Here is a 22,236-nt window from a genome sequence, read left to right as displayed (position 1 = left end):
ATCGTGCTGGCATGTCCCGCGTCTTCGACATGACCTTCTCGTCGGTGTATCCGCTGTACGTCGCGAAGGTCGAACGCAAAGGGCGCACCACGGACGAGCTCGACACGGTGATCCGCTGGCTGACCGGGTTCGACGAGGCGGCCCTCGCCCGCCACGCGCAGGGGTCGACCACGTTCCGCGAGTTCTTCGACGAGGCGCGGCTCACCCCGCAGGCCGCCGAGATCACCGGAGTGGTCTGCGGCGTGCGGGTCGAGCAGATCGAAGACCCGCTGATGTACCGCATCCGACTGCTCGACAAGGTCGTCGACGAACTGGCGAAAGGCAAAGCGCTCGCGAAGGTGATGCGCGCGGGGGCGTCCGGAGACAGCTGAACTCCCGCCGGTCCCCGCACACCCGCGGACGAATCCCCCGACGCGCCGCCTACCCCAGCCGCGTCGCCGAAAACCCCCGCCGTCAGGCACGCCACGGCATCCGGATGCCACCCACCCGCAGACCCCGCAAAGCGAACGGCCCCGCCGAGCACGAGGCTAGGCGGGGCCGTTCGAGACGGGAACGCTTACGCGTTGGCGTCCTGGCGCTTCAAGCGCGAAGCGGAGCGACCGCGCGCGGTCGCGTCGAGCTCGACCTTGCGGATGCGCACCTTCTCGGGCGTGACCTCGACGCATTCGTCGTCGCGGGCGAACTCCAGCGACTCCTCGAGCGTGAGGATGCGCGGGGGCGTCATCGACTCGAAGGAGTCGGAGGTCGACGAACGCATGTTCGTGAGCTTCTTCTCCTTGGTGATGTTGACGTCCATGTCGTCGGCGCGCGAGTTCTCGCCGATGACCATGCCCTCGTAGACCTCTTCGGTGGGCTGCACGAAGAAGCTCATGCGCTCCTGCAGGGCGATCATGGCGAACGGGGTGACGACACCCATGCGGTCGGCGACGATCGAGCCGTTCTGGCGGGTCGTGATCGAGCCGGCCCAGTCGTCGTAGCCGTGCGAGATCGCGTTCGCGATGCCGGTGCCGCGCGTGATGGTGAGGAACTCGCTGCGGAAGCCGATGAGGCCGCGCGAGGGCACGACGAACTCCATGCGCACCCAGCCGGTGCCGTGGTTCGTCATGTTGTCCATGCGGCCCTTGCGGGCGGCCATGAGCTGCGTGATCGCACCGAGGTGCTCTTCGGGGGCGTCGATGGTGAGGTGCTCGAAGGGCTCCTTGAGCTTGCCGTCTTCGCCGCGCTTGGTGACCACCTGGGGCTTGCCGACGGTGAGCTCGAAGCCCTCGCGACGCATGTTCTCGACGAGGATGGCCAGCGCGAGCTCGCCGCGGCCCTGGACCTCCCACGCGTCGGGGCGTCCGATGTCGACGACTTTGAGCGAGACGTTACCGATGAGCTCGCGGTCGAGGCGGTCCTTCACCATGCGGGCGGTGAGCTTGTGGCCCTTGACCTTGCCCATGAGGGGCGAGGTGTTGGTGCCGATGGTCATCGAGATGGCCGGGTCGTCGACGGTGATCGCCTTGAGCGGGCGCACGTCCTCGGGGTCGGCGATGGTCTCGCCGATGGTGATGTCGGGGAAACCGGCGATGGCGACGATGTCACCGGGGCCGGCGTCTTCGGCCGGGTAGCGCTCGAGGGCGCGGGTCTTCAGCAGCTCGGTCACGCGAGCGTTGCTGGTGGTGCCGTCGGCGCGCACCCAGGCCACGGTCTGGCCCTTCTTCAGCGTGCCGTTGAACACGCGCAGCAGAGCGAGGCGACCGAGGAACGGCGAGGAGTCGAGGTTGGTGACCCAGGCCTGCAGAGGCGCCTCGTCGTCGTAGGCGGGAGCTGGAACGTGCTCGAGGATCGCGCCGAAGAGCGGCTCGAGGTCTTCGTTGTCGGGCAGCGAGCCGTTGTCGGGGCGGTTGAGCGACGCGGCACCCGCGCGGCCCGAGGCGTAGACGACCGGCACGTCGAGCAGGGCGTCGACGTCGAGGTCGGGCACGTCGTCGACCAGGTCGGACGCGAGGCCCAGCAGCAGGTCGTGCGCCTCTTCTTCGACCTCGGCGATGCGCGCGTCGGGGCGGTCGGTCTTGTTGACCAGCAGGATGACGGGGAGCTTGGCCTCGAGGGCCTTGCGCAGCACGAAGCGCGTCTGGGGCAGCGGGCCCTCGGACGCGTCGACGAGCAGCACGACGCCGTCGACCATCGACAGGCCGCGCTCGACCTCGCCACCGAAGTCGGCGTGGCCGGGGGTGTCGATCACGTTGATCGTCACCGGAACGTCGCTGTGCACGCCGTTGTAGGTGATCGCCGTGTTCTTGGCGAGGATCGTGATGCCCTTTTCGCGCTCGAGGTCGTTCGAGTCCATCGCGCGCTCTTCGACGTGCGCGTGGTCGCCGAACGAGCCGGTCTGGCGGAGCATGGCGTCGACGAGGGTCGTCTTGCCGTGGTCGACGTGCGCGACGATCGCGACGTTACGGAGGTCAGGACGAAGGGCGTGCGCCATGGAGGGTCTCCAGGAAAATTCGGGGTGATGCCCGGAATCGGGCGTCCCTAGTCTACCGGGCGCCTACGACACTCCCGGGCAGGAGACGCACAGGTAACGGGAACGCACGGAAAAGGGGCGGAATCCCGCAGGATCCCGCCCCTTTCCATCAGTGGATCAGGAGTTCGCGAAGCCCACGATCGTCCAGTCGATGGTCTCGAACTGGGTGGCTCCCCAGTTCACGAGGCCCTGCTTGACGGCGTAGACGTTCGGCAGCGGCGCGATCGGGATGATCGGCACGGACTCCCAGAGCACCTTGTTGATCTCCTGCGCGGTCTGCTGACGCGCGGCGGGGTCGAGCTCGGAGTTGGCCTTCTCCCACAGGGCGTCCAGGCGCGGGTCGGCGATGCCGGTGTAGTTCTGCGCCGAGTCGACCGGCGTGAACAGCGAACGGCTCGACGAGATCGGGTAGGCGGTGCCCTGCCACGAGAACGTCACCATCTCGAAGTCACCCTTGATGATGTAGTCCGAGAAGTAGCTGCCGACGGGAACCGAGACGAGCTCGACCGGGATGCCGACCTCGGCGAGGTCCGCCTGGATCTGCTCGGCGCGCTGGATGTTCGTCGTCGTGTCGGCCGGGACCGTCACCTTGAACGACAGCGCGGTGCCGTCCTTCGTCCACGAGTCGCCGTCCTTGGTGTAGCCGGCGGCCTCGAGGTACTTGGTGCCCGCGTCGACGTCGTACGGAAGCGAGTCGTCGGTGTAGCCGTCCTGGCCGGGCATGAAGATGTAGCTGCCCTGCGTGATGGCGGGGACGCCGACCGGCGAGTTCGCGTTGGTGGCGATCTGGCTGCGGTTGACGATGGATGCGATCGCCTTGCGGACGTTGACGTCGGCGAGGGGTCCGCTCGAGGCGCGCATCGTGATGTGCGTCCAGGTCAGACCGTTCGACGCCTGGATCTCGGCACCCGGGACGTTCTGGGCCGTCTGGTAGAGGTCGGCGTTGGAGCTGATGTTCAGCGCGTCGATCTCACCGTTGCTGAACGAGGTGCCCTGCTGGGCCTGGCTCACGGCGCGGAAGACGACCGAGTCGAGCTTGGGCTTGGCGCCCCACCAGTTGGGGTTCGGCTCGAGCGTCGCCACACCGGCCGTCGAGTCGAAGCTCGCGAGCTTGAAGGGTCCCGATGACGGAAGCGCCTTCGTGAGATAGCCGGTGTTGAAGGTGTTCGGGTCGTTGGCGACGCTCGCGGGCAGGACCTGGCCGAAGAGGCTCTGCCAGTCGGCGAAGACCGACGAGAAGGTGATGACGACGTCGAACTGGTCGGTGCCCTGCTCGACGGACGAGATCTGGTCCCACCCGGTGGTCGAGATGACCACGTACGCGGGGTTGCTGCCGTTGTTGGCCTTCCAGGTCGCCTGGTAGTCGGCCACCGTGATGGGCGTGCCGTCTTCCCACTTGGCATCCGGGTTGAGCTTGATCTCGACCTTCTGGGGGTCGCTGCTGGTCAGCTCGACGGAAGAGGCGTAGTTCTGGTCGACGATCGGCTTGCCGTCCTCGCCGATGCGGATGGGCCCACCCTGCATCGCGGCGACGATGTTGTTCGTGTTGGCCTCGTTGCCGTCGATCTGGAAGTTGTTCCAGTTCACGGGCATGGAGTCGACCGCGAGAGTCAGCGTGCCGCCGTCCTTGACGTCTGCGGCATCGGCGCGCACCCACGCGGTCGACGGCAGCGAGTTCTGATCCTCGGGGTTCGCCGACGGAGCGGCGGTGTTGCCCGGCGCGCACCCGGCGATCGCCAGGGCGGCGGCGCTCAGCAGCGCGAGAGCGCTGAGGGCCTTCGCTTTACGCATTCTCATGTGATCAATCCTCTCGTTGGTGATCGGGGAGGGCCCCCGGCGACATGGTGCCGTCGGTCGGGGACGTTCGGGGGGAGCCGGCCGACACCGTCTCGAGGACGAGGTCGGACCGTTCGGCGTAGTGGCACGCCACCTGGGAGTGCGCCTGGGAGCGCAAGCCCGGGTCGTCGTTGTCGCACCGGCGCCGGTCGGCGTCGGGCAGCAGGCGGTAGAGCGGGCATCGCGTGCGGAAACGGCATCCCGAGATCTCCTGCGTCGGGCTCGGGAGGTCGCCGTCGAGCAGGATGCGCGTTCGCGCCCGCTCGATGCGCGGGTCGGGAATGGGCGCGGCCGAGATGAGGGCCTTCGTGTAGGGATGCCGCGGGTCGTCGAACACCTCGTCGACGGGACCCTGCTCGACGATGCGGCCGAGGTACATGACCGACACGTCGTCGGCGATCTGGCGGACCACGGCGAGGTCGTGCGCCACGAAGAGGAACGAGAGGCCGAGTCGTTCCTTGAGGTCTTCGAGCAGGTTGATGACGCCGGCCTGGATCGACACGTCGAGGGCCGACACCGGCTCGTCGAGGACGACGACGGCGGGGTCGGTCGCCAGGGCGCGGGCGATGCCGATGCGCTGACGCTGACCGCCCGAGAACTCGTGCGGGTACCGGTCCGACATGTTCGGGTCCAGCCCGACGAGATCGAGCAGCTCGCGCATCTTGCGGTCGCGCTCCGCACGCGGCACGCCCTGGACCAGCAGGGGCTCGGTGATCACCTCGCCCACCGGCAGGCGCGGGTCGATCGCGCCCATCGGGTCCTGGAACACGATCTGGATGCCTTTGCGCAGCACGGCCTTGTCCTTACGGCTCACCGTGGCCACGTCGGTGCCGTTGATGCGGATGCTGCCGCTCTGCGGGGCGACCATCTCCATGATCTCGAGGATCGTCGTCGTCTTGCCGCAGCCGGACTCCCCCACCAGTCCCATCGTGCGACCGGGCTGGATCGAGAAGGAGATCCCGTCGACCGCGCGCACCGTGCCGACGCGGCGCGGGAAGACCGCGCCCTTCATCAGCGGGAAGTGCTTCACGAGATCGGTGACCTCGACCGCGGGGGTCGCGTCGGGGCGGAGCGGCGGGATCTCGCCGAGAGCCTCGGGCCGCGGGAAGATATCGGGCCGCGCGAGGGCACCGGAGGCGATCTCGCCCGAGCGGATGCACGCCGCGACGTGGTCGGGCACCGCTCCGTGCACCTCGAGCACGGGCTCGATGTCGTGACACGCGTCGATCGCGATCGGGCAGCGCGCGGCGAAGGGGCATCCCTTGGGCAGCGAGGCGAGGGACGGCGGGCGCCCCTCGAGCGGGACCAGTCGGTGCGAGCCCGCGGTCTGCATGTTCGGCACCGAGCGCAGCAGCCCCACGGTGTACGGCATGTGCGGGTCGTGGAAGATCTCGTCGACCGTGCCCCGCTCGACGAGCTTGCCCGCGTACATGACCGCGACGCGGTCGGCGTGGCCGGCGACGACGCCGAGGTCGTGCGTGATGAGCACGACGGCGGCGCCCGTCACCTCGCGGGCCTTCTGCAGCACCTCGAGGATCTGCGCCTGGATGGTGACGTCGAGGGCGGTCGTCGGCTCGTCGGCGATGATCACGCGCGGGTCGTTGGCGATCGCCATGGCGATCATCGCGCGCTGTCGCATACCGCCCGAGAACTCGTGAGGATACGCGCGCGCCCGACGCTCGGCATCCGGGATGCCGACGAGCTTGAGCAGCTCGACGCTGCGGGCGTGCGCAGCCTGTGCGCTTAGGGCGCGGTCGTGCAGACGCAGTCCCTCGGAGATCTGGTCGCCGACGGTGTAGACCGGGGTCAGCGCCGACAGGGGGTCCTGGAAGACCATCGCGAGCTCGGCGCCGCGGATCTTCGACAGCTGCCCGTCGTTCATGCCGAGCAGCGAACGACCGTCGTAGAGGATGTCGCCCTCGACCTGCGCGTTCGAGGGCAGCAGCCCCATCACGGCGAGCGACGACACGCTCTTGCCGGAGCCGGACTCGCCCACGATGCCGAGGAACTCCCCCTCGTGCACGTCGTACGAGATGCCGCGGACGGCGCGGACGGGAGAACCGTCGCGCTGCGGAAAGGTGACGCTGAGGTCGCGGACCGACAGCAGCGGCGAGCGGCCGGTCGAGGACAGCAGGGTGGCGGATCGGGTGTCAGTCACGGTTCGCTCCCGAGGTGGGGTCGATGGCGTCGCGCAGGGCGTCGCCGATGAGGCTGATGGCCAGGAGCAGCACGATCAGCACGCCGGCGGGGTACACGAACAGCCACGGGCGGGTCACCGCGGCCGACGTCCCCGACGCCAGCAGCGTGCCGAGCGAGACGTCGGGCGCCTGGACGCCGAAACCGAAGTAGCTGAGCGAGGTCTCGGCCATGATGGCCGCGACGATGCCGAGGGTCGCGTCGATGATGAGCAGCGACGCGATGTTGGGGATGATGTGGCGGCCGAGGATCTGCCGGGTCGGCATGCCCATGTACCGCGCCGCGCGCACGAAGTCGCGGTTGCGCAGGGACCGGGTCTGGTTGCGGACGACCTGAGCGAGGATCATCCAGCTGAACACCGCGAGGAAGAACGTGAGGGCGAGCCACGACAGTCCGCGGGTCAGCGGACTCAGCAGCACCAGGATGAAGAACGACGGGATGACGAGCAGAAGGTGGATGAGCCACCCGATGACCGCGTCGATCTTGCCGCCCAGGTAGCCGGCGAGGGATCCGACGGCCGCCGCGATGAGGGTGGCGCCGATGCCCGCCAGAGCGCCGATGATGAGCGACTTCTGCAGACCCACGAGCGTCTGCGCGTAGATGTCCTGCCCGATGCCGTTCGTCCCGAACCAGTGCAACTGAGTCGGTCCCAGGCCCACGTTCAGGAAGTCGCGCTGGGTCGAGTCGTAGGGGTAAAGCAGCGGCCCGATGAAGGCCCACAGCACGATGAAGACGAGGATGCTCGCGCCCACCCAGAAGCGAGGCATCTTGCGCAGCCGCGAGCGCACCAGCGCTCCGCGCGACAGCGGTTTGCGGTCGCGGGTGACAGGGCTCGTGGCGACGAGCGTTCCGTCGAGGGCTTCTTCCTGCATGGTCATGTCAGCTCCTCACTCTCGGGTCGAGTGCGGCGTAGAGCACCTCGGACAGGGTCGATGACAACAGCACCAGCACGGCGACGAAGAGCGTCGATCCGGCGACGGCGTTGATGTCCTGCTGAGTAACGGCGTTCAGCTGGAACTGCCCCATGCCCCGCCACGAGAAGACGATCTCGAGCATGGTGGAACCGGCGATGAGCGTGCCGAAGCTGTACGCGAAGAACGTCGACATCGGGATCAGGGCGATGCGCACGCCGTGGCGGAAGAGCGCCTGCGTGCGGGGCAGTCCCTTCGCGCGGGCGGTGCGGATGTAGTCCGCACCGAGCACGTCGAGCATCATGCTCCGCTGGTACCGCGAATACGACGCGGCGCTGATGAGCACGAGCGCCAGCGTCGGCAGCAGCAGGTGGACCGCCCGATCGGCGATCATCGGCCAGAACCCCTCGACACCGGCGGTGTACTCGCCGGTGAAGCGGATGAGCTGCGTTCCGGCCGCGTTGTTGAGGCTGGTCGCGCCGATCATCAGCAGCACGCCGATGACGAAGGTGGGGGTCGCGAAGACGAGGTACGAGGCGTACGTGGTCACCTGGTCGGGAGCCCGGTACTGGCGCACCGCACCCCACACGCCGATGAGCACGCCGACGATCGCGCCGATGAGCGAGCCGATCAGCAGCAGGCGCAGGCTCGTGCCGGCGCGCGTCGCGATCTCGGTCATGACGTCCTGGCCGCCGATGGTGGTGCCGAGCGAGAACTTCGTGAACAGATTGACCAGCCAGTTCCACAGGCGGACGAGGATCGGCAGGTCGGGGTTGGCACCGAGGGCATCGAGGCTCGCGATGATCGACTCCTGCGGCGGCCGGGGATTCATGCCGTAGAAGCGGTCCTGGGGTCGCAACAGCGCGCTGCCGAGAACGTACGCGAGGCACGTCGCCAACAGGCTCAGGACGGCGTAGTTCAGGAACCGTCGCAGAACGTACAGCGTCATGAGGTGCGCGGGCCCGTCCGGAACACGTCGGGGATGTGCGTCATGGTGGTCCTCTCGCCTTCGAGATCCCCGCCTATTCGTTTGCCTGGCTAAGGATCTTCAGCGACCCTACGTCGGCTTCCCATGAAACGTGCGCCGGGGGAACACACTTTTCACGACCGTAACAAAGCTCTTACATGGCGCTTTGCCACCGCGGTCTCCGTCGAGCGCAGCATCGCGCTCAGCCGAGACCGCCTGAGATGAACAAAGCGATAATAACCCAGCAGATCAGAACCAGCAGGGAAATGACCGAGGGAATGTCCCACGACCGGCGGACGACACCGGTCTTCGACGCGGTCGGCCGCGCCGTCTCCCATGCTTCCTGGATGAGCTGCAGGTCACGAATCGCGGGAGGCTCGCGACGCCCCCGCTCATCGTCACGACGGATCGGCGGACGACCCGGACGACCGGCGACGGGGCCACCGAAGGCCTTCACGACGCGGGGTTCGTCGGTGCGGACCTCGAGCTGCCAGCGCATGTCGATGTCGGCGACGCGCGCCCACGCGATGTCCGCGATGCGCAGAGGATTGTGGATGCGGATGCCCTCGGCGTCGATGCGCACGTGCGGCGCGAACAGCAGGGCGTAGACCGCCCACAGCGCCAACAGCACCCAGGGCGCCAGCAGGAGCATCTCGCCCAGCCCGGCGCGCAGCGCGGCATCCCCCAAGAGCACCAGCGCGAGCACCCCACCCAGGATCAGGCCGAAGATCGACGACGGGGCACGGAACACCCGCGGGTGTTCCGTGCCCCGGAAGCGCTCGTCGCGCGTCACGCGCCGCCCAGCGAGAGGGAGGCGCCGGGAATGGCGTCGAGCAGGCGCTGCGTGTACTCCTGCGAGGGCTGCGCGAAGATCTCGTCGACCGTTCCCTGCTCCACGAGCTTGCCGCGCTCCATGACGCACACCAGGTCGGCGGCGACGCGGACGACGGCGAGGTCGTGCGTGATGAACAGGTAGGTCAGACCGAGCTCGGACTGCAGCTCCGCCAGCAACTGGAGGATCTGCGCCTGCACCAGCACGTCGAGGGCCGAGACAGCCTCGTCGAGCACGAGGATGTCGGGCTTGAGCGCGAGCGCGCGCGCGATGGCGACACGCTGGCGCTGTCCGCCGGACAGCTCGTTCGGATAGCGGGATGCCAGCTCCTGCGGAAGCGCGACCTGCTCGAGCAACTCCTCCACACGGGCTCGACGCGACGCGTTGTCGCCCACCTTGTGGATGTTGAGCGGCTCGGCGATGAGGTTGCCGATGCTGCGCAGCGGGTCGAGCGACCCGTACGGGTCCTGGAAGACGGGCTGCATCCGGCGGCGCAGGTTGAACGTGTCCTTCGCGCTCAGCTTGCCGGTGTTGACACCGTCGACCTCGATCGAGCCCGAGGTCGGATCCTCGAGCTTGAGGACCATCTTCGCGATCGTCGACTTGCCCGAGCCCGACTCCCCCACCAGCGCGAGGGTCTTGCCGCGCGGGATCTCGAACGAGACCCCGTCGACGGCGCGGAACTGCTCGCTGCGGAATCCGCCCTGGCGGATCTTGTACTCCTTGACGAGGTCGGTGACCTTGACCGTCGCGGGAGCGTCGATGTCGGACTCGCGCAGGATGCCGCGGTCTTCGACCTTCGCCTGGATGCGCTGCGAAGCGATGCTGGGCGCGGCGGCGACGAGGCGCTGCGTGTACGGGTGCTGCGGGTTCTCGAGGATCTCGCGGCTGGGACCCGACTCGACGATCTCGCCCTGGTTCATCACGACGATGGTGTCGGCGCGCTCGGCGGCCAGACCCAGGTCGTGCGTGATGAGGAGCACCGAGGTCCCCCGCTCACGCGTGAGGGATGCCATGTGATCGAGGATCACGCGCTGCACGGTCACGTCGAGGGCCGAGGTCGGCTCGTCGGCGATCAGCAGCTTCGGGTCGGCGGCGAGGCCGATTCCGATCAGCGCGCGCTGACGCATTCCGCCCGAGAACTGGTGCGGGTACTGGTGCAGGCGACGCTCAGCGTCGGCGAGACCAGCCTGCTTCAGCACCTCGATCGCGCGCTTCTCGACCTCTTTGCGACCGGTGGCGATGCCGTTCGCGCGGATCGCCTCCTTCACCTGGAAGCCGATGCTCCACACCGGGTTGAGGTTCGACATCGGGTCCTGCGGGACGTAACCGATGTCGCGACCGCGAACCGACTCGAACTGCGTCTGGCTGAGATCGGTCAGCTCACGCCCGTCGAGCGTGATGCTGCCGGCGGTGACGTGACCGGTACCGGGGAGCAGGCCGATGACCGCCGAGGCGGTCGTGGACTTGCCGGAGCCCGACTCGCCCACGATGGCGACGGTCTGGCCGGGGTAGACGTCGAGGCTGACTCCGTGGAGGACCTCGCGCGTGCCACCCTGTCCCTCGAACGCGACCTTGAGGTCGCGAACGGACAGAAGCGGTGTCTGGGTGGCGTCGCTCATCGGCGGGCCCTCGCTCTCGGGTCGATGGCGTCTCGGATGAGCTCGCCCAGCAGGATGAAGGCCAGAACCGTGACGGTCAGGGCGATCGACGGCCAGATCAGCGCCATCGGCGCGATGCGCAGCGACTGCTGCGCCTGGCTGATGTCGTTACCCCACGACATGGTGCTGCCGCCGAGGCCGACGCCGAGGAACGACAGAGTCGCCTCCGCGACGATCGCCGCGGCCAGGCTGATCGTGGTGACCACGAGGAGCGGAGCAATGGCGTTCGGGATGACGTGAGTCAGCAGCGTGCGGAAACGCGACTGTCCAAGCGCCTGAGAGGCCGCGACATAGTCGGCCTGGCGCACGCGCAGAACCTCGGCGCGCACGACACGGGCCGTCGAGGCCCAGGCGAACCCGCCGATCGCGAAGGCCAGGGTGAAGACGTTGCGGTACTGCGAAAACACACTCATGACGACGATGGCCGCGAGGATGTAGGGGATCGAGAAGAAGATGTCGCCGACGCGCGAGATGACCGCGTCGAGCCATCCGCCGTAGAAGCCCGACAGCGCGCCCATGACGAGGCCGATGATCGTGCCGATCGCGGTGGCCAGCAGACCCACCGACAGCGAGGTGCGGGCACCCCACACGATGCGCGAGAAGGTGTCGCAGCCCTGGAACGTGAAGCCCAGGATGTGTCCCGCCGTGGGACCGCCGTTGCTGTTGGACAGCTGGCAGTCGTTGTCCGGCGGCACCTGCGTGAACAGGGTCGGGAACGCGGCCATCAGGATCACGATGGCCATGACGACCAGGGCGATCCAGAACGTGGGGCGACGACGGAGGTCGCGCCACGCGTCGAGCCACAAGTTGCTCTTGCGGGCGGCGACGCGGACGGCGTCGACTGAAATGGTCTCGGTCTTGATCGGCGCGACGTAGTGGGGCGCCGGGAACTGACTACTTGACATAGCGGATCCTCGGGTCGAGAAGGCCGTACAGGAGGTCGACGACGAGGTTGACCAGCACGTAGATGATGACGAAGACGGTCACGAACGACACGACCGTGGGGCCCTCACCGCGGATCGTCGCCTGGTAGAGCGTGTTGCCGACACCGGGGATGTTGAAGATGCCCTCGGTGACGGTGGCGCCGACGAGGAGCACACCGAAGTTCGTCGCGGAGTTCGTGATGACGGGGATGAGCGAGTTGCGCAGGACGTGCACGGGGATCACGCGTCGGCGTGAGAGGCCCTTGGAGTACGCGGTGCGCACCCAGTCCTGGTTGAGGGTGTCGATGACCGACCCGCGCATCAGGCGCATGCTCGTCGCGAACAGGCTGAAGCCGAGCACGATGGCCGGCAGCAGAAGATCACCCCAGTTGTTCTGCGCCCCCACCGTGGGACGGAACCACCCCAGCTGGATGGCGAGGAAGTACTGCGCGAGGAAGCACGCCACGAAGATCGGCAGTGCGACGAACAGCAGGGCGACGATGAGCGCGACGTTGTCGAACAGCTTGCCCTTGCGGATCGCCGAGATGGTGCCGATGACGATGGCGAGGACGAACTCGATCGCCAGAGCCATCACGGCCAGGCGCGCCGTCACGGGGAGGGTTCGGGCGAGCACCTCGTTGACGGACTGACCGGAGAAAGTCGTTCCCAGGTCGCCTTGGAAGATCCCGCCGAGGTACAGGAAGTACTGCACGATGAAGGGTTGGTCGAGGTGGTACTGGGCCCGCAGGGCTTCGACGACCTGGGGCGCGGGGGTCTTGTCGCCGAAGAGGCCGAGGATCGGGTCCCCCGGCATGGCGAAGACCATGAAGTAGATCAGCAGCGTGGCCCCGAAGAACACGGGGAGCACCTGCAGCAGACGTCTGAGGATGTAGCCGAGCATCCGCTCTCTTTTCGAACGTGGGAAACGCCTCATCAGACGTTTCATGGGGGGCGTGGGTCGAAAGAGACCCGTGCCGTTCTATCACACGTCGTGATGAGGCCTGGCGGGCAGACCGCGAGGCGGTGACGAATCCGTCACCGCCTCGCGGGTGAGATCGGAAGGGTTACTTCGTGATCTCGTAGTAGAGCGGAACCGAGTTCCAGCCGAACTGGACGTTGTTCACGCCCTCGGCGTAGCCACCGGTGACGTTCTGGTACCACAGCGGAATAGCGGGAAGGTCCTTCAGCAGGATCTCCTGAGCCTTGGCGAAGTCCGCGTTCTGCGCGTCCAGATCAGTCTCGGCGATACCGGCCGAGATCTGTCCGTCGAACTCGGGGTTCGAGTAGTCGCCGTCGTTCGACGATGCCCCGGTCGCGTACAGCGGCGCGAGGAAGTTGTACGCACCCGGGTAGTCGGCCTGCCAGCCCGAACGGAACGTGGTCTCGATGCTGCGGTTGGTGACCGCCGAGCGCAGTTCCTTGAAGGTCGGGTACGGGGCACCCGAGGAGTCGATACCGAGGGTGTTCTTCAGCGAGTTCGTGACAGCGTCGACCCAGGACTGGTGTCCACCGTCGGCGTTGTACGCGATCTGAAGCGAGCCGCTCCACGGCGAGATGGCGTCGGCCTGAGCCCACAGCTGCTTCGCCTTGTCCGCGTCGTACTTCAGGACCTCGGCGCCCGAGAGCGAGTCGGACCAGCCCGAGATGACCGGCGAGGTGAAGTCGCTGGCCGGGGTGCGCGAACCCTGGAAGATCGTCTTGGTGATCTCGTCACGGTTGATGGCCATCGAGATGGCCTGGCGACGGAGCGTGCCCTCTTCGCCGCTGAAGTGCGCGAGACGCTCGGGAATCGTGAACGACTGGAAGATCGCGGCCGGCTGGTTGACCGCGCGGTCGCCCAGATCGGACTGGAACGTGGCCAGCGAGGACGGGGGAACGCTGTCGATCACGTCGACGTTGCCGCCGAGGAGGTCGGCGTAGGCGGCATCCTGCGTGGCGTAGAAGATGATCGAAAGACCACCGTTCTCGACCGTGCGACCGCCCTGGTAGTCATCGTTCTTGACGAGGTCGATCTGGACGTTGTGCTGCCAGGCACCCTCGCCCTTGAGCTTGTAGGGGCCGTTTCCGATCGGGTTCTCGCCGAACGCAGCCATGTCGGTGAACGCGACGTCGGGCAGCGGGAAGAACGCCGAGTAGCCCAGTCGCAGCGCGAAGTCGGCGGCGGGCTTGGAGAGCGCGATCGTGAAGGTGTAGTCGTCGACCTTCTTCAGACCGGTGAGCTCGGAGTCAGCGTCGTAGCTGAAGCCCACGATGTCCTCGAAGAACGAGCTGCTCACCTGGTTGTTCGACAGCTGGGCGCCGTAGTTCCACGCCTTGATGAAGTTGTCGGCCTTGACCTCGGTGCCGTCCGTGAACTTCTGGCCCTTCTTCAGGGTCACCGTGAGGTTCTGGGGGTCGTTCGTGACGATGGACTCGGCCATGTCATTGACCGGAGCGCCGGTTCCGTCGTAGTAGACCAGACCCGCGAAGATCGAGTCGAGGATCTTTCCTCCACCGACCTCGTTGGTGTTGGTCGGGATCAGCGGGTTCTGCGGCTCGGAGCCGTTCGTCCGAATGATCGCCGTGGCGTCGCCGCCCGATGACGAGCCGCCGCCGTTGTCTCCGCCGCCCGAGCAGCCGGCGAGCATAAGCCCGACGGCTCCCAGCAGGGCGAGACCGGAGAGGGCAATCTTGTTGCGCTTCACAGTTCCTCCAGGGAAGGGATGATCGTCGCCCGCGCAGGGCTTTCGCGCAGCACAAGGCGCGTGAAAGATCCGTCGGGCAGGATGAGAACACACTAGGCACGTTTACCCAGGTGCCCCAAACTCCTCTGAAAAACGTTACACAGCATTTACTCGAGAGGCTCTCGATGGAGCAATCTGACAAGCGCACCCGGCTGCAGGTCCCAGCGGACTGGACGTATCCTCCGACGCTGAAGCGCTCGGACACCTACCCCCGCCGCCGTCTCGGCTGGGAGATCGGGATCGTGCTGCTCGTCAGCGTCGGTCAGTCGGCGATCTACTCGGTGGTCTCGTTCGTCCGCGCCGCCACCCGCGCACCCATCTCGCAACAGCAGACGCAGCTGAATCCGTCGCGCAGCGCCGAGCCGGTGTGGGACGCGATCTACCAGTTCCTCGACATCTTCTTCTCCTTGGCCCTCGTGGCGCTGGCGGTCTACCTGCTGTGGGAGCCGACGAACAACGCGCTCCGCCGCATCGGGCTGGACTTCCGCCGCTTCGGAGGTGACTCCGCGCGGGGACTCCTGCTCGTCGTCCTCATCGGCGCGCCCGGTATCGGTGTCTACGCGATCGGCCGCGCTCTCGGGCAGAGCATCGCGGTGATCCCCGCTCCCCTGGACTCGTCGTGGTGGGTGATCGCGCTGCTGGTCCTCGCGGCATTGCGCGCCGGCCTCACCGAAGAGGTGATCTTCCTCGGATTCCTCTTCGACCGTCTCCGCCGGCTCGGCTGGTCGTGGACGTGGATCATCGTGTCGACCGCCCTGCTGCGCGGCAGCTACCACCTGTATCAGGGGTGGCCCTCGGCGCTGGGCAACGTCGTCATGGGGCTCGTCTTCGGCTGGTGCTACAAGCGATGGGGGCGGGTGATGCCCCTGGTGATCGCACACACGGTCATCGACATCGTGGCCTTCGTGGGGTACCCGCTCGCCGCGGCCTGGTGGCCGGGGATCTTCGCCCCGACCCCTGCGCCGTCGCCGACGTCGTGACCGTCAGGACTGGGGCGGCGACCAGGTCCAGAACGCCGGGGGCAGCCCGTTGGGCTCGGAGGTGTACGTCACTCCCTCGACGCCCGCGGCACTGACCACGGCGCCCGTGCGCTCGAGCAGCGGCACACCCGCGTACGCGGCGAAAAGCGAGCGGTCGATGAGCTTCGCCTCCGACAACACGTCGACGGGGTCGGTGTGCGTGGTGAGGTCGTCGAAGAGCTCTTCGGTGTCGCCGCCGTCGATCCCCTCCGCGATGCGGTCACGCGCCGACCGGTAGAGGCTCTCATCCTCGCCGACCCACGAGAGGGTGGCATCCGGAATCTCCGTCGCGGTGGCGGCGCGGACCGCGATCCCGGCCTTGGCGGCCATCGACACGAGGCGTGGGAACACCAGCGACGCCGTCGGATCGGTCGTGTCGTAGGCGACGCGGAGCACGGCCGCCCGGTCGTTCAGCGCGGAGCGCGCGCCGTTCACGTCGGCCCCCGTGCCGGGAGCGCCGTTCCCCGAGACCAGGTCGTTGTAGAGCTGCCCGGTCGCCGGAGACGACAGGAACGACTGGAGGGGCTGGGCGTCCGGACGCACGGCGCCCAGCACGTCCTGGACGAGCGAGGCCCGATCGAGCGACAGCGTCGTCGCCTGACGGAGATCGGATGCCGTCGTCGTGGCGAACCGGAGTTGAAGCGTCTCGGAGGTGGGCCCGACCTGGACGTTGAACCCGGCATCGGTCAGGGTCTTCCGCTCCGCGACATCGAGATCGCCGACATTGGCCACGTCGACCGTTCCCGCTTCGATCGCCGACAGCTGCGCCGCGCGATCGGGGAAGAACCGGACCGTCAGCCCCTCGAGACCCGGGAAGTGCGCCCCCTGGTAGCTGTCCCGACGGGCCAATTGGAGCGTGTCGGCCGTGATCTCCGAGACCGTCCACGGGCCCGACGACACGACACCGGCCGGGTCCGGCGTCGTTCCCGGAGCGACATCGAAACCGGTGTTCCACGCCTGCGCGGCCGCAGCCAGCACCGGATTCGGAGCCGCCGGAGCCTGAGGGTCGCCCTCCGGCGCCGTGAGAATCGCGGTGAGCAGATCCTTGACGCTCACGCCCGCCCGCTGCGCGACGACGTGGACCGGGCGGTCGAGCAGCCACTGCCGGTTCCAGTCGGCGAAGGGCTGGTCATAGGTGAGCATGAGGGTGTCGTTCGCCCGGTCGAGGCGCGGACGCGTCGTGCGGGCGTTGGGGTCGGCGGGGAGCGCGGTGTCGAAGTACCGCGTACCCGACACGAGCTGGCCGTTGGCGTCGTAGGTGGCGTCGTCGAAGAAGTGGGAGGTGACCGCCCACCCGAACAGCAGGTCGTCGAGGGTCACCGGGGCGCCGTCGGACCAGACGCGGTCGGAGAAGAGTTCGTAGCTGACGGTCAGCGGGTCGCCCTCGACCCGCGTGATGCGCCCGAGACCGTTGTTGGGCACGACCTGGAGGTTTCCGTCGAGGGAGCCGAGCTTCTCGTCGAGGAGGGCCGACACCGCGCGGTTCGCCGCGGTGTCCCCGGTCGCGCTGGCGGCGTTGAAGCTCGTGAGCGAGCCGACCACACCGACTGTCAGGCTCGTCCGCTGCTCTTTCGCGGGGACCGGCGCGGGGTCGGTCGCCGAACAACCGGCCAACGCGAGACCGGCGGCGACGAGGAGGGCGATCACCCGTCCCGGGCCGCCACGGCGTCGAAGCGGTCGAGGAACGTCGTTCAGCCCGTGGTGCACAGGGGCACTTTACTAAACGCCCCCTGAGGATCTCCCGGTCCGCTGCGCGTCCCCCTACAACGACGAAACGGCATCCCGCTCAGCCCCCGCGCGGAGCGGAAGGGACGTCGGAGGGATGCCGTCTCGTCGAGGGAGGGGCAAGGGTCAGGCGAACGCCTCAGGCGGCGGGCACGAGCAGACCAGGTTGCGGTCGCCGTACGCCTGGTCGATGCGGCGCACCGGGGGCCAGTACTTGCCGCGGATGAGCGAGCGCACGGGGTATACCGCGGTCTCGCGTGAGTACGGGTGATCCCACTCGCCCATCACGACCGTCTCGGCGGTGTGCGGAGCGTTGACCAGCGGGTTGTCGTCGGCGGGCCACTCCCCCGCCGCGACCGCGAGGGCCTCGTGCTTGATCGCGATCATGGCATCCACGAACCGGTCCAACTCGGCGAGATCTTCGCTCTCGGTCGGCTCGACCATCAGGGTGCCGGCGACGGGGAACGACATCGTCGGGGCGTGGAAGCCGTAGTCGATGAGGCGCTTGGCCACGTCGTCGACGGTGACGCCGGTCTGCTCCTTGAGGGGACGCAGGTCGAGGATGCACTCGTGCGCGACGAGACCGCCCTCACCGGCGTAGAGCACCGGGTAGTGCTCGCGCAGGCGCGTGGCGATGTAGTTCGCCGAGAGCACCGCGGCGGCCGTGGCCTGGCGCAGGCCCTCAGCGCCCATCATGCGCACGTAGGCCCACGAGATCGGCAGGATGCCGGCGGAGCCGTGCGGGGCGGCCGAGACCGGCCCCCCGTCGAACACGCCACCGGCGTGATCCGCGCGCTGCGAGAACGGGTGCGAGGGCAGGTACGGGGCCAGGTGCGCCTTCGCCGCCACCGGACCGACACCGGGTCCGCCACCGCCGTGCGGGATCGCGAACGTCTTGTGCAGGTTCAGGTGCGAGACGTCGCCGCCGAGGTCGCCGAAGCGGGCGAATCCCAGCAGCGCGTTCAGGTTGGCGCCGTCGACGTAGACCTGTCCGCCGGCGTCGTGCACGGCCTGCGTGATCTCGAGCACGTCGTGCTCGTACACCCCGTGGGTCGAGGGGTACGTGATCATGAGCGCCGAGAGCTCCGCCGCGTGCTGCGCGATCTTCGCGCGCAGGTCGCCGAGATCCACGTTGCCGGCCTCGTCGCACGCGACGACGACGACCTTCATGCCCGCGAGGATCGCCGAGGCGGCGTTCGTGCCGTGCGCCGACGACGGGATGAGGCACACCGTGCGCTCGGTGTCCCCGTTCGCGAGGTGGTAACCGCGGATCGCGAGGAGGCCCGCGAGCTCGCCCTGCGACCCGGCGTTCGGCTGCAGCGACACCGCGTCGTAGCCGGTCACCTCGGCGAGCCAACGCTCGAGCTGCTCGACCATCTCGAGGTAGCCGTGCACGTCGGCCCCGGGCGCGAACGGGTGCACGCGCGAGAACTCCGGCCACGACACCGCCGCCATCTCGGTGGCCGCGTTCAGCTTCATCGTGCACGAGCCCAGCGGGATCATGCCGCGATCGAGCGCGTAGTCGCGGTCGGCGAGGGTCTTGAGGTACCGCATCATCGCCGTCTCGCTGCGGTGCGCGTGGAAGACAGGGTGCGTGAGGAAGGCGTCGTCACGGTGCAGGGCCGCATCGATCCCGCGCAGCGCCTCGCCCTCGGGCAGCGTGTCCGCGGCGAGGCCGAAGGCGTCGAGGATGACCGAGACATCGGCATCCGTCGTCGTCTCATCGACCGAGACGCCCACCGTCGCGTCGTCGACCCAGAGCAGCTGGTAGCCGCGCTCGCGGGCGCGGTCGACCACGTCTTGCGCGCGCCCCGGCACGTGGACGCGCACGGTGTCGAAGAAGGCGTCGCTCGCGAGAGTCAGGTCGGAGGAGCGCAGAGCGGATGCCAGGGCGTCGGCCCTGCGCGCGACCTGCGTCGCGATCGCGCGGAGTCCGTCGGGACCGTGGTACACCGCGTACATCGCCGCCATCACGGCCAGCAGCACCTGCGCAGTGCAGATGTTCGACGTCGCCTTCTCTCGGCGGATGTGCTGCTCACGCGTCTGCAGCGACAGGCGGTAGGCGGGGGCGCCCACGGCATCCTGCGACACGCCGACCAGGCGGCCGGGCAGCTGACGCTCGAGGCCCGCGCGCACGGCCATGTAGCCCGCGTGGGGTCCACCGAAGCCGAGCGGCACGCCGAAACGCTGGGTCGTGCCCACCGCGACGTCGGCGCCGATCGAGCCGGGCGAGCGCAGCAGGGTCAGGGCGAGCAGGTCGGCGGCGGCCACGACGAGGCCGCCCGCGGCATGCACCGTCTCGGCCACGGCCGAGAAGTCCCAGATGCGACCGGTCGCACCGGGGTACTGCACGAAGGCGCCGAACGCCTCGGGCAGATCGCCCTCGAACGAGGTCTCCACGATGCGGATGCCGACGGCCGCGGAGCGGTGGTGCAGCAGCGCCTTGGTCTGCGGCAGGGCGTCGACATCGACGAGGAACACGTCGGTCTTGGCCTTGGAGGCGCGGCGGGCGACGAGCATGCCCTCGACGACGGCGGTGGACTCATCGAGCATCGACGCGTTCGCCGTCGCGAGCCCGGTGAGATCGGTCACCATCGTCTGGAAATTGATGAGCGCCTCGAGCCGGCCCTGCGAGATCTCGGGCTGATACGGCGTGTACGCGGTGTACCACGACGGGTTCTCGAGGACATTCCGCGCGATCACCGACGGCGTGAAGGTGTCGTAGTAGCCGAGACCGATCATGGGGCGGGCGGAGCGGTTGGCGGATGCCAGCCCCCGCAGTTCCGCCAGCGCCTCAGCCTCGGTGGCCGCGGTCGGAATCGCGCTCGTGGCGCGGGCCTGCACGTGGATCGAGGCCGGGACGGCGGTCTCGACGAGCGCCTCGACACTGTCGTAGCCGACCACCTCGAGCATGTGCGCCTGAGCGTCGGCACCGATGCCAATGTGGCGGTCGGTGAAGGCGGCCGGGGTCCCGGCATCCGTGCGGGGAGGAAGGACGGAGGTCATGCGGTGAGGTCCTCGTAGGCGGCGCGGTCGAGCAAGTCGGAGGGAAGATCGCCCTCGACGCGGATCTTGATGAGCCACCCGCCGGCGAAGGGCTCGGCGTTCACCAACGAAGGGTCGTCGACCACGGCGTCATTGACCTCGACGACCGTGCCGTTCAGGGGCGCGTAGAGCTCGCCGACCGACTTGGTCGACTCGATCTCGCCGCAGACGTCGCCGGCCGAGACGGCCGAGTCGGCGCCGGGCAGCTCGACGAAGACGACGTCACCGAGCTTGTCGGCGGCGAAGTCGGTGATGCCGACGGTGGCGATGTCGCCCTCGAGGGCGATCCACTCGTGCTCGGAGGTGTAGCTGAGGGCGGTGAGGTCGGTCATGCGTTTCTCCGATAGAAGGGAAGGGCGGTGACGGTCGCGGGGATACGGGTTCCGCGCACGTCGATGGACAGTTCGGTTCCGATGGCGGATGCCGCGGGTGCGACGAACGCCATGGCCACGGGGTGGCCGAGGGTGGGGCTGAGGGCGCCGCTGGTGATCTCGCCGACGGTGTCGTCGCCGTGCAGCACGGTGTAGCCCGCGCGACCGGCACGACGTCCCTCCGAGACAAGGCCGACGAGCACGGGGGCGTCGGCGGGGCCGGACGACAGGCCGTCCTTGCCGACGAACACCTCTTTGTCGACGGCGACGACGCGACCGAGACCCGCCTGCGCGGGGACGATGTCGCGCGAGAGCTCGTGGCCGTACAGCGGCATGCCGGCCTCGAGGCGCAGGGTGTCGCGCGCGGCGAGACCGCACGGCACGAGGCCCCGGTCGGTGCCCGCGGTGAGAGCGGCATCCCACAGGGCGGCGGCCTGCGCGGTGGGGATCATGAGCTCGTAGCCGTCTTCGCCGGTGTACCCGGTGCGGGCGACGAACAGTGGCGCCCCGTCGAAGGTGCCCTCGGTCCAGGCGTAGTAGCCGAGCTCGTCGAGGGCGATGCCGGTGATCTCGACTCCGGGGATGGAGTTCAGGATGCGGCGGGCCTCGGGGCCCTGCAGGGCGATGAGGGCGTAGTCGTCGGTGACGTCGGCGACCGCGAGGGTTCCGGCCTCCTCGACAGGCTCCGGGACCTCGCTCGACATGGCGACCCACGTGCGCTGGGCCAGGTCGAAGGCCGAGGCCACGGCATCTCGATTGCCGGCATTCGAGATGACGAGGAAGCTCTGCTCCCCCAGGCGGTAGACGATGACATCGTCGACGATGCCGCCGCTCTCGGCGAGCACGAGCGAGTACTTGGCCTTGCCGACCTTCATGGTCGACAGACGGCCGGCGAGCACGTAGTCGAGGAACGCGGCCGCTTTCTCTCCCTCGACACGGAACTCGGCCATGTGCGAGATGTCGAACAGGCCCGCGGCCTCGCGCACGGCGCGGTGCTCGGCGAGGTCGGAGGTGTAGCGCACGGGCATGTTCCAGCCGCCGAAGTCGGTGAACGAGGCGCCGAGGGCCTCGTGCCGATCATTCAGCGGGGAGGTGCGCGGTAGAGCGGGGGTTTTGGTCATGAGTTCTGCCGTTCGCGATGACGGACAGACGCCGGACGGCGCCTGAAGAACTCCCCCTCTGTCATGGGCCTGAGAGTTTCACCGCGCGGATCGCGCGGCTTTCACCGTCGGCGGGTCCGGGGACGTGGCATCCCGAACCTCTTTCCAGAGTGGCCCGATCGACGCGGTACGCGTACCTGAGAGATTGGCGGGGAGGCTTGCTCCTTCGGTGCCCGGCTGCGTTCGCCGGGGCTCTCCCGCATCGGTCATGGGGCCGGTGTGGACTTGTGGGGTCAGCCTAGCGGAGCTTCGGCGGGCGCCGTGAGATGTTCAGCCGTTGTCCTGCTTGCGGATCTCGGCGGCGTCGCCGGGGACGCAGAGGGAGGTGCCGGCGATGTGGTAGTCCCCCGGACCCGTT

The 22,236-nt window shown here is 68.3% G+C and carries 16 protein-coding genes and 1 riboswitch; of the genes, 2 read left to right on the top strand and 14 right to left on the bottom strand.

What is annotated here, in order from left to right; translation table 11 throughout:
- Positions 1-11 precede the first annotated feature (11 nt).
- A complete protein-coding gene (locus tag ASE56_RS12805) occupies positions 12-371 on the top strand; it encodes a DUF2200 domain-containing protein (RefSeq protein WP_056230449.1) in 360 nt (119 codons plus the stop codon).
- A 185-nt stretch (positions 372-556) separates the two neighbouring features.
- On the opposite strand, the gene typA is transcribed toward ASE56_RS12805, so the two are convergent.
- The 10 genes from typA to ASE56_RS12755 all read right to left on the bottom strand — a co-directional run bounded on the left by typA (position 557) and on the right by ASE56_RS12755 (position 14,519).
- On the bottom strand, positions 557-2,470 hold the full coding sequence (gene typA, locus ASE56_RS12800) for a translational GTPase TypA (RefSeq protein ID WP_056230447.1): 1,914 nt from the start codon (positions 2,468-2,470) through the stop codon (positions 557-559).
- Between the two features lie 156 nt (positions 2,471-2,626).
- A complete protein-coding gene (locus ASE56_RS12795; protein ID WP_200914199.1) occupies positions 2,627-4,306 on the bottom strand; it encodes an ABC transporter family substrate-binding protein in 1,680 nt (559 codons plus the stop codon).
- A 4-nt stretch (positions 4,307-4,310) separates the two neighbouring features.
- The gene (locus ASE56_RS12790; protein ID WP_082450619.1) at positions 4,311-6,503 is read right to left on the bottom strand and encodes an ABC transporter ATP-binding protein; all 2,193 of its coding nucleotides are present in this window, start codon (positions 6,501-6,503) and stop codon (positions 4,311-4,313) included.
- Positions 6,496-7,419, bottom strand: coding sequence for an ABC transporter permease (locus ASE56_RS12785; RefSeq protein ID WP_056230443.1), 924 nt, complete (start codon positions 7,417-7,419; stop codon positions 6,496-6,498). The genes ASE56_RS12790 and ASE56_RS12785 overlap by 8 nt, the downstream gene beginning before the upstream one ends.
- Before the next feature lies 1 nt (position 7,420).
- The gene (locus ASE56_RS12780) at positions 7,421-8,401 is read right to left on the bottom strand and encodes an ABC transporter permease (RefSeq protein ID WP_056230441.1); all 981 of its coding nucleotides are present in this window, start codon (positions 8,399-8,401) and stop codon (positions 7,421-7,423) included.
- 220 nt (positions 8,402-8,621) lie between these two features.
- Entirely contained in the window at positions 8,622-9,212 is a 591-nt protein-coding gene (locus tag ASE56_RS12775; protein WP_056230438.1) for a PH domain-containing protein, read from the bottom strand.
- Positions 9,209-10,873 carry an ABC transporter ATP-binding protein gene (locus ASE56_RS12770; protein ID WP_056230436.1) on the bottom strand — a complete coding sequence of 555 codons (1,665 nt, stop codon included), beginning with the start codon at positions 10,871-10,873 and terminating at the stop codon, positions 9,209-9,211. Before ASE56_RS12770 ends, ASE56_RS12775 begins: the two co-directional genes overlap by 4 nt.
- Positions 10,870-11,817, bottom strand: a complete 948-nt coding sequence (locus tag ASE56_RS12765) for an ABC transporter permease (protein WP_056230434.1) — start codon at positions 11,815-11,817, stop codon at positions 10,870-10,872. The genes ASE56_RS12770 and ASE56_RS12765 overlap by 4 nt, the downstream gene beginning before the upstream one ends.
- Entirely contained in the window at positions 11,807-12,736 is a 930-nt protein-coding gene (locus ASE56_RS12760; RefSeq protein ID WP_056230432.1) for an ABC transporter permease, read from the bottom strand. Before ASE56_RS12760 ends, ASE56_RS12765 begins: the two co-directional genes overlap by 11 nt.
- Before the next feature lie 163 nt (positions 12,737-12,899).
- Positions 12,900-14,519: an ABC transporter substrate-binding protein gene (locus ASE56_RS12755; RefSeq protein ID WP_056230430.1), complete on the bottom strand. Its 1,620-nt coding sequence runs from the start codon at positions 14,517-14,519 to the stop codon at positions 12,900-12,902.
- Positions 14,520-14,683: 164 nt separating this feature from the next.
- Here ASE56_RS12755 and ASE56_RS12750 point away from each other — a divergent pair, with 164 nt between their 5' ends.
- The gene (locus ASE56_RS12750) at positions 14,684-15,538 is read left to right on the top strand and encodes a CPBP family intramembrane glutamic endopeptidase (protein WP_081349901.1); all 855 of its coding nucleotides are present in this window, start codon (positions 14,684-14,686) and stop codon (positions 15,536-15,538) included.
- 3 nt (positions 15,539-15,541) lie between these two features.
- Here the strand turns inward: ASE56_RS12750 and ASE56_RS12745 are convergent, their stop codons facing one another.
- From ASE56_RS12745 to gcvT, 4 genes are all read right to left on the bottom strand, one after another.
- Positions 15,542-17,284 carry an ABC transporter substrate-binding protein gene (locus ASE56_RS12745; RefSeq protein ID WP_082450616.1) on the bottom strand — a complete coding sequence of 581 codons (1,743 nt, stop codon included), beginning with the start codon at positions 17,282-17,284 and terminating at the stop codon, positions 15,542-15,544.
- A 144-nt stretch (positions 17,285-17,428) separates the two neighbouring features.
- On the bottom strand, positions 17,429-20,308 hold the full coding sequence (gene gcvP / locus ASE56_RS12740) for an aminomethyl-transferring glycine dehydrogenase (RefSeq protein WP_056230426.1): 2,880 nt from the start codon (positions 20,306-20,308) through the stop codon (positions 17,429-17,431).
- Positions 20,305-20,679, bottom strand: coding sequence for a glycine cleavage system protein GcvH (gene gcvH, locus ASE56_RS12735; protein ID WP_056230424.1), 375 nt, complete (start codon positions 20,677-20,679; stop codon positions 20,305-20,307). The genes gcvP and gcvH overlap by 4 nt, the downstream gene beginning before the upstream one ends.
- Complete coding sequence (gene gcvT, locus ASE56_RS12730; protein WP_056230421.1) at positions 20,676-21,839, bottom strand: glycine cleavage system aminomethyltransferase GcvT; 1,164 nt, start codon at positions 21,837-21,839, stop codon at positions 20,676-20,678. The genes gcvH and gcvT overlap by 4 nt, the downstream gene beginning before the upstream one ends.
- A 154-nt stretch (positions 21,840-21,993) precedes the next feature.
- Positions 21,994-22,088, bottom strand: a riboswitch (glycine riboswitch).
- Positions 22,089-22,236: the final 148 nt, after the last annotated feature.

The organism is Microbacterium sp. Leaf203 (genome assembly GCF_001421275.1).
Taxonomy (GTDB): domain Bacteria; phylum Actinomycetota; class Actinomycetes; order Actinomycetales; family Microbacteriaceae; genus Microbacterium; species Microbacterium testaceum_A.
The sequence above is the reverse complement of the archived record's forward strand: the minus strand, read 5'-3'. Positions and strand labels throughout refer to the sequence as shown.

Coding starts and splice junctions, on each gene's coding strand:
- ASE56_RS12805 (WP_056230449.1), top strand. CDS start 12: ATGTCCCGCGTCTTCGACATGACCTTCTCGTCGGTGTATCCGCTGTAC.
- typA (WP_056230447.1), bottom strand. CDS start 2,470: ATGGCGCACGCCCTTCGTCCTGACCTCCGTAACGTCGCGATCGTCGCG.
- ASE56_RS12795 (WP_200914199.1), bottom strand. CDS start 4,306: ATGAGAATGCGTAAAGCGAAGGCCCTCAGCGCTCTCGCGCTGCTGAGC.
- ASE56_RS12785 (WP_056230443.1), bottom strand. CDS start 7,419: ATGACCATGCAGGAAGAAGCCCTCGACGGAACGCTCGTCGCCACGAGC.
- ASE56_RS12780 (WP_056230441.1), bottom strand. CDS start 8,401: ATGACGCTGTACGTTCTGCGACGGTTCCTGAACTACGCCGTCCTGAGC.
- ASE56_RS12770 (WP_056230436.1), bottom strand. CDS start 10,873: ATGAGCGACGCCACCCAGACACCGCTTCTGTCCGTTCGCGACCTCAAG.
- ASE56_RS12765 (WP_056230434.1), bottom strand. CDS start 11,817: ATGTCAAGTAGTCAGTTCCCGGCGCCCCACTACGTCGCGCCGATCAAG.
- ASE56_RS12760 (WP_056230432.1), bottom strand. CDS start 12,736: ATGCTCGGCTACATCCTCAGACGTCTGCTGCAGGTGCTCCCCGTGTTC.
- ASE56_RS12750 (WP_081349901.1), top strand. CDS start 14,684: ATGGAGCAATCTGACAAGCGCACCCGGCTGCAGGTCCCAGCGGACTGG.
- gcvP (WP_056230426.1), bottom strand. CDS start 20,308: ATGACCTCCGTCCTTCCTCCCCGCACGGATGCCGGGACCCCGGCCGCC.
- gcvH (WP_056230424.1), bottom strand. CDS start 20,679: ATGACCGACCTCACCGCCCTCAGCTACACCTCCGAGCACGAGTGGATC.
- gcvT (WP_056230421.1), bottom strand. CDS start 21,839: ATGACCAAAACCCCCGCTCTACCGCGCACCTCCCCGCTGAATGATCGG.